An 11,721-nucleotide genomic window follows, 5' to 3' on the forward strand; every position below is an offset into this window, starting at 1 on the left:
AAGTACCTCCCAAGGCGGAGTCAAACCAAGTGCTTTCTGGAAGAGATCTAAGTCTTTCATAGCTGCTTTTCCTACTCGGTGGCCCCCCAGATCTCAACCCCCTACCCACACGAAACAGCGAGGAGCCACTAAAAAAATCAGTTTCTGTTTAGATTTATACATTTGTTTACTGCTCATGTTAATCAGCCGGTCAATTTGAAGTCGAAACTGTGCAATACGTTAGGAATAAAATATTTACAGCAACGAGCTTTAACAAAAGGTAGTCTTGGATAAGTATGACTGAACGAAAAGGAATAATTCTAGCGGGCGGATCTGGTACTCGATTGTATCCCTTGACCAAGGGCGTCAGCAAACAGCTCATGCCCATCTACGACAAGCCCATGATCTACTACCCCCTGAGTACCCTTATGCTTACGGGAATCCGGGATATCCTGATCATCTCCACCCCCATCGACCTTCCTTTTTTCCAGCGTCTCCTCGGCGATGGCTCCCAGTGGGGGATCTCCCTGTCCTATGCGAAGCAACCCTCTCCGGATGGTTTGGCCCAGGCTTTTATCATCGGAGAGAAGTTCATCGGTTCTTCTGATTGCGCTCTGGTGCTTGGAGACAACATTTTTTTTGCCCACACCTTGTCCGAAAAGCTGCGTCGGGCCGATGCCAGACCCGAAGGGGCTACCGTCTTCGGGTACCATGTATCTGACCCGCTAGCCTATGGCGTGGCTGGATTCGACGCTGCGGGTAATGTCACCTCTCTGGAGGAAAAGCCTGCCAACCCCAAGTCCAATTACGCGGTGACCGGCCTGTATTTCTATGACAATCAGGTGGTGGACATTGCCAAATCCATCGAACCTTCACCCCGGGGGGAACTGGAAATCACCGACGTGAATACCCGGTACCTGGAAATGGGCAAACTCTGTCTTGAAAAGCTGGGCCGGGGAAGTGCCTGGCTGGATACCGGGACTCACGATAACCTCATGGATGCCTCTCGGTTCGTTCAGACCATCGAGAAGCGGCAGGGTCTCAAGATCGCCTGTCCCGAAGAGATCGCTTTCCGCCAGGGCTTCATCGATGCGGATCAACTCCGGGTCATGGGAGAAGAGCAGAAGAAGAGCGGATATGGAACCTACCTTTTGAATTTGCTTGCAAGTGGAGAATAGATCGTGCAGTTTATCAAGACCGACATTCCGGATGTCGTGATCATCGAACCCCGCGTGTTCGGCGACGAGCGGGGCTTTTTCATGGAAACCTGGCAGCGGAAAACCTTTGCCGAAAGCGGCATTGATTACGATTTCGTGCAGGACAACCACAGCCTTTCCGGCAAGGGCATTCTGCGCGGCCTGCACTACCAGATCAAACAGCCCCAGGGAAAATTGGTGCGGGTCATCAGCGGCGAGGTGTTTGATGTGGCCGTGGACATCCGGAAAGAATCGCCCTGGTTCGGTAAGTGGGTCGGGGTCATGCTGAGTGCGGAAAATAGACGCCAGCTCTGGGTGCCGCCCGGGTTTGCCCACGGCTTCTACGTGGTCAGCGATCAGGCTGAATTTGTGTACAAGTGCACTGATTTTTATGCTCCGGAGTATGAGCGGTCCATCATTTGGGATGATCCTGATCTGGGCATTACATGGCCTTTGGATGGAGTGCAGCCGTTGCTTTCTGGAAAGGACACGGCTGGAGTGCCGTTCTGTAAGGCGGAATTTTACTGAACTGAAGTTACGCACGCGATGGTGTAGAACGCAGAAAAAGAAGAGAATGGTCCACGGATCACACGGATGCACACGGATTGAAGACAAGGCAGATTCTTTGATCCTCTTCATTCTTAAATCTTTGCTAACCCGTGTGCAAAAGTACTAATATCTCAGTGCATTTCTTCTCTTGCCTAACACCTAAAACCTAAAACCAAATGATAAACATCACGCATATTGGCGGACAAAACACCATCACCGGTTCCTGTCACCTTCTGCAATCCAAGGGTATCAACATGCTCATCGATTGCGGTATGGCACAGGGGCACGACACCGTCACGCCCATGCAGTCCTGGTCCGTCTCCCCGACAGATATCCACTACCTCTTCCTTACCCACGCTCACATTGACCACATTGGCCGCATCCCCGAGCTCATCGCCCACGGCTTTAAAGGCGAAATCCTCTGCACCCACCCGACCAAGGCGCTCCTGCTTCCCCTTCTCAAAGACGCCCTCTCTTTCACGGATTTCGACCGCCGCCAAAAGCAAAATCTCCTCGAGCGCATCGACGAACTCTCCTACAGCTTTGAGTTCGGCGAAGATTTCACCCTGAAAAAAGGAATCCATTTCAAATTCCAAAAAGCCGGCCACATCCTCGGCTCCGCCTTTATCCGTTTCGATCTTTCCGACAATTATTCCATCGTTTTCTCCGGCGACCTCGGCAGCACAAATACCCCCATCCTGTGCGATCCCGACACCAGCGACCCGTGCGACCATCTGCTCCTCGAATCCACCTACGGCAACCGTCTCCACGGTGACCGTACCCATCGCACCGAACGCCTCGGCCATATCCTGACCCGTTGCCTGGCCGACTCCGGCAAAGTCTTCATCCCGGCCTTCGCCTTGGGCCGCACCCAGGAATTCATCTACGAAATGGACCGGTTGAACATCGCCGAGAACCTGAATGTTCCGGTGTATATCGATTCCCCCCTGGGCCTAGAAATCACCCGCTCGTACCACACTCTGGCTCCGTTTTGGGACCATGAGGCCAAATCCCTGTACGCTTCCGGCGACCACCCCCTGAATTTCAAGAACCTGCACGCCGTACGCGACCACGCTCACCATCTTGACCTGGTGCATGAATCCGGCCCCATGATTGTGCTGGCCGGGAGCGGCATGTGTTCAGGCGGTAGGATCGTGGACCATTTGCGTTATGGGCTTGGCGACTCCAGAAACGATATTCTGTTTGTTGGACACCAGTCCGGCGGGACGCTGGGCAGCGACCTGTTGCGATATGGCGATCGGCCGGGAGGGTATGTGTATATCGACGGTGAACAAATGGAGATTCGTGCCAAGGTGCATCGATTGACCGGGTATTCAGCTCATGCGGACCAGCAGGGCTGGTTGATTGGGTTCGGAGTATGGGGGATGTGCCGGAGAAAATTCGGTTGGTGCATGGAGAAAAGGACGGGAAGCGGGGGCTCAGGAAAGCTCTGGAGGAACAACTTCCCCTCTGAATTGTGTCAGAGGACCTGTCTTGCAAATGAAATTCTTAAGCTGAGATGTTCACGCTATAATGGGACATTTGACCGCACATTTGAAAAGCACGAAAGCGAAAATAATGAGCGCATCACCCCGGGAAAGCCAAATTTAACTCTTGTCAAGTAAGGCCCCCCCCCTTTGAGCGGATGCCATGGATTTTATGTGACCAGTGATGAGGCTGAATTTGTGTATAAATGCACAGATTTCTATGCCCCTGAATACGAACGGTCTATTATCTGGAATGACCCTGATATTGGCATCAGATGGCCACTCATGGGAGACGTTCCCTTGCTCTCAGAAAAAATCGGAAGGGGAGAGCGTTTAGGGATGCAGATATATTTGAGTGAAAATATCGATCACAATCTTATCGCTATCATCTACCTTATTGAGGACGGTTGAATTTTGCCCTACCCACTTGAAACAGCGATGACTATGGAATATAAAGTAATTAACGAAACGAACTATTTAATAAAACTTAAAAGAAGGTAATATGAAAAGAATCATTACATATGGGACTTTTGACTTACTTCATTATGGGCATATAAATCTTTTGCGACGGGCTAAACAGCTGGGTGATTATCTGGTAGTAGCTCTTAGTACAGATAGTTTTAATTGGAATTCAAAAAAGAAAAGATGTTATTTCGAATATAAAAAGCGTAAAGCATTGTTAGAGGCTGTGCGTTATGTTGACTTAGTTATACCTGAGAATAACTGGGAGCAAAAAGTAGAAGATATAACGGTTTATAATATTGATATCTTCATAATGGGTGATGACTGGGTAGGTAAGTTTGATTTTTTGAAAGAGTACTGTGCGGTAAAATATCTACCCCGTACGCCAGAGATTTCTACAACGCAAATTAAAAATGATATGAGATCATAATTGTGTTATTAAAGGAAAATGCTCAGTGAGATTAAATAAAATTATAGATATTATTTTTTCCTTTTTTGTTTTTATTATTTCTTTAATAACAAAAAATAGCAATGTATGGTTGTTTGGATCTCAAGGAGGTTATAGCTATTCAGATAATTCAAAATACTTTTTTGAATGGATACTAAACAATTATAAAGATCAAGTTTGTTACTGGGTAACTAAAGATAAAAAAATATATAACACTTTGCTAGATAATAAAATTCCTGTTATCTATTTTTATAATTTTAAAAGTATTGTTTTAGTTGCTAGAGCCAAATATATAGTATGTACACACAGTCATATTGGAAATGATGTCTGTAAATTTGTAAGTAAAGATAAGTTTTTAATTACTCTTTGGCATGGTATACCACTTAAGAAACTCGGTGTAGCTCGAAAAAGAAATTATAGAAAATATTTATATATAAAAAATGAGCCTGATATTTTTTTAGTTACATCAAAAAGGGATGCTGAGCTTTTTAGTGGATTGTATCATATAGGTATAGATAAATTTTTCATTGGAACTTACCCTAGGGTAAATAATCTTATATCTATAGCTGAAAATGAACGGATGATTTTATATGCGCCAACATTTAGAGATAGGATGGGGCAGGACTACTATAATGAAAAAATTTTTCCTTGTATGAGTGAACTAGAAAAACTTAATCGAATTTTGCTTAAGTTTGATTATAAGTTTGTCATAAAGCTTCATCCTTATATAGATGCAAATTTTCCTAATTTGATTAATTTTTCTAATATAGAAATTGTATTACCTTATGAAGATATCCAAACTGTTTTATGTAAGGCTGCCATACTAATCACAGATTATTCATCTGTTTATTTTGATTATCTGAACTTGGATAGAGAAATAATATTTTTTATACCTGATTATAGTTGGTATTATCAGGATGAGAACCGAGGTTTTATATATAATTATGAGGAAGTTACGCCAGGAGTCAAAGTCAGTAATTGGAGCGAATTGCGGAAATGTTTGCTAAGTAAATTTTCTGGTGATGATGTGGTTAGTTTTTCTAAAAGTAGAAGAGAAGTTCTTGATTTTTTTTATACTAGAAGAGATCTTAATAATGCTGATTTATTTAATAAATGTAAAGAAAAGACGGCCTCAGGTTTAAAGTACAAAACATGAGACAATCCTAAAATTTTTGAATTTAAATAATGAATACAGTCTTTAAATATAGCAGGAAGAGGCAATAGATTCGTTGCCGAGAAATGCGAGATTTCTCATTTTTGAAGTTTTTTGCGCTATTGATATCGGTGGGAGGTGCATCCGATTTTGTCGGGAAGAATTCTAAGCGTGAAACAGACCTGCGCATTCAGAAAAAATCCAGTTTTTCTTTGCTTTTCGAAGTTATTACGGGGGGGGCGAAGAGGACACCGGATTTTAGGCTACTGGGATTGTCCTTTGCTATTGCCCCTCCCCTGTGAGCGCTTACCCTGTTCCGTAATTATCTGGTTTGGCGAGTAATGATGATTGTTTTGCTGGGGGCATCCGCTAGCAGTGAGATGATTTCGAGCATGCTGTTTTGTAAATTTTCAATTTGAGAGCTTCCGGAACATTCATCCTGAGATTTGTTATAAAAGAGATGTTGTATGGCATTTGAATTAAAAAAGAATCAAAAAAAAGAATATAATGTTACGACTATTGATAAATTTGTTACATGGGTAATATTAATATTTATTCCGTTATCAACGTATGCTACACCATTGCAAGGGGTAACGGTTGGTGACATAATACTTGTTTTCTGTATTTTTTTCGTTTTGATTGATATATTAAAAAAACATATTGCGTTGACAAATATTGTATGTAAGCCACTATTTATATTTTCTTTTTTTATTTTTATCCATACTTGTATTTATTGGTTGTTTGATTCTGATTTGTTTGATGTGGCTTTTTTAAGTGTTAGTAGATATATTTTGTATCTTTTTGCTGTCATGTTATTTGTAAAATATTATTTTAACAAAATTTATGGAATAAAAATTTATACTTATTTAGCTTTAGTGTTTACTTGCTATATTATTGTTCAGTTTGTTGCTTTTGCTTATTTTAAGATTATTTTGCCTACTACTTTTTTTGGGCTGCCTTCATATGCACCAGTGTTGGAAATTGAATCTTATTTGAGTTACTTTCATTTTTTGTATCGTCCGCGATGTGTATTTGTAGAACCTGCTCATTTTGTTGTATATCAATCATTGTTTTTGTATGTAGTATTAAATAGTGAAATATATATTTTTAGGAAAAGATATATACTTGCAGCATTTATTACTTTGGGGATAATTATATCTGGATCTACAACTGGTATTGCAATTATTTTATTTTGTTGGTTTAAAACCATAAGAGGGTTGATAAACATAACAAGTTTAAAATCGTTGTTATTGACAATGTTTTTAACTTTATTTATAATATGGACTTTTCATTTTGAATATATTCAAAAAATAATTGAAAGGTTTTGGAAGAATGACAGTTTTACGGGACACTCGGTTGTGGGGCGATTTGGTAATTATTCTGTTTTATTTGATGATAATATCCCTTTTCTGCAAAAAATTTTTGGGCAAGGATTTGGATTTGATATAAATTTTTATCTTCCTAGTTATGGAACATTGTTTCTATATTTAGGCTATATTGGACTAATAGTTTTTGTTATAATGATGCTGCATGCTTATCTGCACGCATCAAAAGATGGAAAAGGTTTCATACTATTATTATTGATGATATGCATAGGAACGAATGCGTTGTTCGGTATTACAAGCGTACTATTTTTTACGTTAATATATTCAGAAGTTGAGCCGCAGGCTAAGCGGAATCGTAACAGCTCATAGGGCTCCATTACTTTGAAGAGGTGCATCTGCTACTTAGCGGAGAAATTTCAGACGAAATTTTGTTTTTCGCATATTTTTGTGATCATCTGATATTACGCAAGATCAGTTTCTTTTCTTAGCGGGACAAAAGAGTAAGTCCCCCATTTTTTTAGAGTCACCAACTTTTGTGAAATTTTTTGTCTTTTGGTGTGGTGTGTTGTCAAGTAGCCTTCTAAAACTGTCGGATGCATCTGCTTCCTCTTAACTGGAGACGTATATTGAAAACAGCGATTGTAATATTAAATTATAATGATGCCGTTACCACTATGTCATTGGTGTCATCTATTAAGAATTATAGATCGTTAAATCATATTGTTATTGTTGATAATTGTTCTACAGATCAGTCTTATACGCAATTAATCGCTTTAAAATCTGAGAAAATTGATGTTATCAAAAGCGATAAGAATGGTGGATATTCTTATGGAAATAATTATGGAATAAAATTTATTATAACTAATTATGAAGTTGATATTTTTTTTATAGCAAATCCAGATGTCTTATTTGAAGAAAAAATAATTTTTGAAATTATAGAACAATTTGAAAAAACTAGTTATGCGATGTTATCGGGCGTAATGTGTTATCCAAATGGAAATGTTGTTACTTATCCTATAGGAGTAATACACTCTTATTTCGATGATATTGTTAGCTGTTTTATGGCAATATCATCTTTTAGAAAAAGATATAAGATGCCTGTCGTCGATTATTCGAAAAATATAATTGATGTTGATATTTTACTAGGTTCTTTTTTTGCTATAAGGGCATCTGTGATCAAAACAATTGGTTGTTTCGATGAAGGTACATTTTTGTATTGCGAAGAAAGAATACTCGGTAGAAGACTGCAAGATAATGGTTATAAAATTGGTCTTATTCCCCATGTAACATATCTGCATGCTCATGGAAGTTCTACTGGGAATAATTGTAATGCTCTTAAAACGCGAAAGATGCTTTTTGACTCAAGGTTTTATTATCAATTAAAATATAATAATATAAACTGGTTTCAAAAAAAAATGTTTAAAATTTGTACGAAATTCTCATTGTTAGAGTTTCGTGCCTATTTGATGTTTAAAAAAATATTTACCCGTTTATCACGATAAATCAAAAGGTAAGCACCCGCATCCAGAGGACTTGCTTTTGAGAAGATTGATTTCACATGCCAAGTTTGCCTGCAAAGGCGAAAATTTGAATTTGCCACAAATACCAAAGGGCTTGCCCTCGCAAACTACCGCTACCGAAGAACCTTAAAAATTATGCAACCACATATAATTCAAATTATCCCCACACCAACAGGTGGCGGTGCCGAAGTCCTTGTCCGTGAGCTTGGCCAGAGCATTGCGTCTGAAAATTTCACATCTGAAGTCATTTATTTTAATTCAAATATAAAACTGAAAAAAAATATACAATATCATGAAAATGAGTCTGAACTTGGTGTAAGTTCAAGCAATTTTTTTGCTATATTTAAGTTGCGTTCTATATTGAAAAAAAGAATATTAGAATATGACGATGTGCTTGTCCATGCACATCTTACATGGCCTTTTTATTTTGTTGCATTGGCGACACTATTTCTTAACGTAAAACTAATTTATACAGAGCATAGCACTGTAAATAAACGTCGAAAAATAGATATCATTAAGTATTTCGAACGATATGTATATAGGCGATATCTGCGGTTTATTTGCATCAGCAATGGCGTTCAAGAATCCCTTGGAACGTGGGTTGGTAGCAGATTGGCCACTCGAATGATTGTTGTTCCGAATGGTGCTCGAATGTATGAATTGAAGCATAGAAGCCCGTTGCAAAATAGCTCGAAGATCAAATTCGTTTCAGTGGGCTCGTTGACAAAAAAGAAAGGCTTTTCCACAGCGATTCGTGCCATATCAGAACTTCGTGAATCTGTTGAGAGCTATAAAGTCATCGGCGAAGGACCTGAGCGTGGTCATCTGGAGCTTTTGATTGCGGAACTTGGATTAGAAAAAAAAATTCACCTTGTAGGTTGGTCGGATGCTATCGAAAGTTACTTTCATGAGGCAGATATTCAGCTCATACCGTCAATTTGGGAAGGCTTTGGATTGGTAGCTGTAGAGGGTATGTCTACTGGACTCCCTGTTGTTGCGTCAAACGTGGACGGGTTACGAGAAGTGCTTAACCCCGACAATCCGGGTACATTTTTGGTTGATAACTATCAAAATCCGACAAATTGGGTAGATGCAATCCAAAACTGTATTCTTCGAACACAGAGTGATCGATTGGTCATTGAAAATGCGGCAAGAGGTCAGGCTGAACATTTTGGTCTCAAACGTATGGTCAGCGAGTATAGTAAAATATATAAAGAGATATTTGAATCATAAACCAAGGTTGCGATTTTGCCATTGAAAAATGAATTTTTTACTGATTGCTGTCGAAATATATGAAAATTTTTATCATGGGTGCTCTACCCAGATCCCTGGTCAACTTCCGGGGTAATCTTATCCGTACGATGGTTAATGCCGGCCACCAAGTAATAGCTTTGGCTGCCCCAGCTTCCCCGCAATTCATCAATCAAATCGAAGAGCTAGGGGCTGAATTCCATCCCTTTCCGGTTCAGCGCAACGGCCTAAACCCTCTCAAGGACTTGCACACCTTTTTTTCCCTGTACAAAATATTTCGAAAAACCAAACCGGATATCATCCTCGCCTATACCATCAAGCCGGTCATCTGGGGCGGGCTGGCGGCTGCTTTTGCCGGACGGTTGCGTTTTTATGGGCTGATTACCGGCCTGGGGTTTGCCTTTGAGGGCTGCGGGTTCAAACGGAAAATTTTGCGACTCCTGGTTTCCTCCCTGTATCGCTTGGCGTTGTTACGGGCCAGAGCTGTTATTTTTCAAAACAGGGACAATCAAGATACCTTTATCCGGTTCAAGATTGTACCGGCTGCCAAATGTTCGGTGGTCAATGGTTCCGGGGTGAATGTGCATCGGTTTAAGGCGATGCCGTTGAAAAAATCCCCGCCAACATTTCTCCTTATCGCCCGCCTGCTCAATGAAAAGGGCATCAGGGAATATGCTCGGGCTGCACAGAGCGTTAAAGCGCGGTATCCTGATGCGGTTTTCAACCTGCTCGGTCCGGAAGACCCTTCCCCAGACGGGGTGCCCCTTAAGAACGTGCAAAAATGGCATGATCAGGGCGTGATTCGCTATCTGGGTACAACCAGCGATGTTCGTCCGTATCTGGCTGATTGTCACGTTTATGTTCTTCCCTCATACCATGAAGGCATGCCCAGGACAGTCATGGAAGCCATGGCCACAGGCCGACCTGTTTTGACTACAGATGCCCCTGGCTGTCGGGAAACCGTGCTCTCCGGTGAAAACGGTTTTCTTGTTCCGGTCCGTGACGCTGATGCTCTGGCCGAGCGTATGATCTGGTTCATTGAGCACCGGGATCAGTGGGAGCGGATGGGGATGCGGAGTCGGGAGATGGCAAAGGAGCGGTTTGATGTTCGGATTATTAATCGGGAGTTGATGAGTGCCTTCGGCGTTGATGGGTGATGGCCTTCGGCGTTTATGGTTGATGGATGTTGGAAAAACATCAACTGTCAACAGTCAACAATCAACTGCTTTTTTCTGCTTCGCGGCGTTGATGGTTGATGGCCTTCGGCGTTGATGGTTGATGGATGTTGGAAGAACATCAACTGTCAACAGTCAACAATCAACTGCTTTTCTCTGCTTCGCGGCGTTGATGGTTGATGGCCTTCGGCGTTTATGGTTGAGGGACGTTGGAAGAACATCAACACTCAACAATCAACCATCAACTGTCTTTTTCAACAATCAACAATCAACAATCAACAATCAACAATCAACTGCTTTTCTCTGCTTCGCGGCGGATCCTATGTATTGAAATTTCGACGAAATTTTTGTTCCAACAGGAAGGGATGTTATGATTACGCGATTGTACATACATAATTTTAGGACGTTGCTTAATTTTGAGGTGCAGTTGAAGGATTTTAATCTGCTGATTGGCAGAAACGGGTCCGGGAAGACGTCTATTCTCGAGGTGTTGGGGAGGTTGCGACGGTTTATTGTCGATGGAGCAGGTGTTGATGATTTATATCCTGAAAAGGATATCAGTACGCTGGCGTCAAAGATGAGTGGAAGGTTTGAAATTGATGTTCATACAGGTGGTATGGACTTTCGGTACGAGATAGAGATTGCGCACGATCTTGAGAAAAAAAAGTCTCGAATCGAAAAGGAAGTATTGCTGGAAGACGGGAATATTATTTTTGAAAATATAATGGGTGAAGCCACGTTGTATAATGACTCATATGGTAAAGGGCCGAGTTTTCCCATAGACTGGTCCCGTTCCGGGCTCAATGTGGTTATGCCGCGAGACGACAACACCAAACTTATCGCTTTTAAGGAATATATGGGAAATGTTTGTGTGAGCAGGCTCAACCCCATGGTCATGCGGGCTGAAAGCAGGGGGGAGGCACAAACCCCGGCCGAAAATATGGAACATTTTTCCGATTGGTACCGGTACCTGTTGCAGGCCGAGCCGGGGAAAACCGCCTTGATCTCTCAGAAGTTGGCTCCGGCACTTCCCGGTTTCAAGTATTTGACTCGACTTTCGGGGTTAGCGATTAGTCGTTAATAGTTTGTTTTTATTGACAAGAAGTCCTTTTTCACCAACGAAACTATCCATATTTTTTTGGACTAGTTCCAAAATGCTTCCAAGGACATTTGCCG

11 protein-coding genes are annotated in these 11,721 nt (G+C 41.6%); all 11 read left to right on the top strand.

Features of this window, described 5'->3' with window-relative positions:
* Positions 1 to 275 precede the first annotated feature (275 nt).
* The 11 genes from rfbA to ACTVJH_RS15050 all read left to right on the top strand — a co-directional run bounded on the left by rfbA (position 276) and on the right by ACTVJH_RS15050 (position 11,626).
* Positions 276 to 1,157 carry a glucose-1-phosphate thymidylyltransferase RfbA gene (gene rfbA, locus ACTVJH_RS15000; protein WP_455992459.1) on the top strand — a complete coding sequence of 294 codons (882 nt, stop codon included), beginning with the start codon at positions 276 to 278 and terminating at the stop codon, positions 1,155 to 1,157.
* Positions 1,158 to 1,160: 3 nt separating this feature from the next.
* Positions 1,161 to 1,703, top strand: coding sequence for a dTDP-4-dehydrorhamnose 3,5-epimerase (gene rfbC / locus ACTVJH_RS15005; protein ID WP_455992461.1), 543 nt, complete (start codon positions 1,161 to 1,163; stop codon positions 1,701 to 1,703).
* 197 nt (positions 1,704 to 1,900) lie between these two features.
* Positions 1,901 to 3,349 carry an MBL fold metallo-hydrolase gene (locus ACTVJH_RS15010; RefSeq protein WP_455992463.1) on the top strand — a complete coding sequence of 483 codons (1,449 nt, stop codon included), beginning with the start codon at positions 1,901 to 1,903 and terminating at the stop codon, positions 3,347 to 3,349.
* 12 nt (positions 3,350 to 3,361) lie between these two features.
* Positions 3,362 to 3,622, top strand: a complete 261-nt coding sequence (locus tag ACTVJH_RS15015; RefSeq protein ID WP_455992466.1) for a dTDP-4-dehydrorhamnose 3,5-epimerase family protein — start codon at positions 3,362 to 3,364, stop codon at positions 3,620 to 3,622.
* A gap of 91 nt (positions 3,623 to 3,713) precedes the next feature.
* Entirely contained in the window at positions 3,714 to 4,103 is a 390-nt protein-coding gene (tagD, locus tag ACTVJH_RS15020; protein WP_455992468.1) for a glycerol-3-phosphate cytidylyltransferase, read from the top strand.
* A gap of 25 nt (positions 4,104 to 4,128) precedes the next feature.
* Positions 4,129 to 5,277, top strand: a complete 1,149-nt coding sequence (locus tag ACTVJH_RS15025; RefSeq protein WP_455992470.1) for a CDP-glycerol glycerophosphotransferase family protein — start codon at positions 4,129 to 4,131, stop codon at positions 5,275 to 5,277.
* A gap of 464 nt (positions 5,278 to 5,741) precedes the next feature.
* Positions 5,742 to 6,968, top strand: a complete 1,227-nt coding sequence (locus ACTVJH_RS15030) for a hypothetical protein (protein ID WP_455992473.1) — start codon at positions 5,742 to 5,744, stop codon at positions 6,966 to 6,968.
* Between the two features lie 257 nt (positions 6,969 to 7,225).
* Positions 7,226 to 8,101 (top strand): glycosyltransferase family 2 protein, encoded by an 876-nt coding sequence (locus tag ACTVJH_RS15035; RefSeq protein WP_455992476.1) that lies wholly within the window; start codon positions 7,226 to 7,228, stop codon positions 8,099 to 8,101.
* A gap of 153 nt (positions 8,102 to 8,254) precedes the next feature.
* A complete protein-coding gene (locus ACTVJH_RS15040) occupies positions 8,255 to 9,352 on the top strand; it encodes a glycosyltransferase (RefSeq protein WP_455992479.1) in 1,098 nt (365 codons plus the stop codon).
* A 59-nt stretch (positions 9,353 to 9,411) separates the two neighbouring features.
* Entirely contained in the window at positions 9,412 to 10,527 is a 1,116-nt protein-coding gene (locus ACTVJH_RS15045) for a glycosyltransferase family 4 protein (protein ID WP_455992481.1), read from the top strand.
* Between the two features lie 388 nt (positions 10,528 to 10,915).
* On the top strand, positions 10,916 to 11,626 hold the full coding sequence (locus ACTVJH_RS15050; RefSeq protein ID WP_455992484.1) for an AAA family ATPase: 711 nt from the start codon (positions 10,916 to 10,918) through the stop codon (positions 11,624 to 11,626).
* The last annotated feature ends 95 nt before the right edge of the window (positions 11,627 to 11,721 follow it).

It is taken from the genome of Desulfoplanes sp. PS50 (assembly GCF_053851535.1).

Bases quoted from the DNA above. Each gene is read 5' to 3' on its own strand.
- rfbA (WP_455992459.1), top strand. From the start codon at position 276: ATGACTGAACGAAAAGGAATAATTCTAGCGGGCGGATCTGGTACTCGA.
- ACTVJH_RS15010 (WP_455992463.1), top strand. From the start codon at position 1,901: ATGATAAACATCACGCATATTGGCGGACAAAACACCATCACCGGTTCC.
- tagD (WP_455992468.1), top strand. From the start codon at position 3,714: ATGAAAAGAATCATTACATATGGGACTTTTGACTTACTTCATTATGGG.
- ACTVJH_RS15030 (WP_455992473.1), top strand. From the start codon at position 5,742: ATGGCATTTGAATTAAAAAAGAATCAAAAAAAAGAATATAATGTTACG.
- ACTVJH_RS15040 (WP_455992479.1), top strand. From the start codon at position 8,255: ATGCAACCACATATAATTCAAATTATCCCCACACCAACAGGTGGCGGT.
- ACTVJH_RS15045 (WP_455992481.1), top strand. From the start codon at position 9,412: ATGAAAATTTTTATCATGGGTGCTCTACCCAGATCCCTGGTCAACTTC.
- ACTVJH_RS15050 (WP_455992484.1), top strand. From the start codon at position 10,916: ATGATTACGCGATTGTACATACATAATTTTAGGACGTTGCTTAATTTT.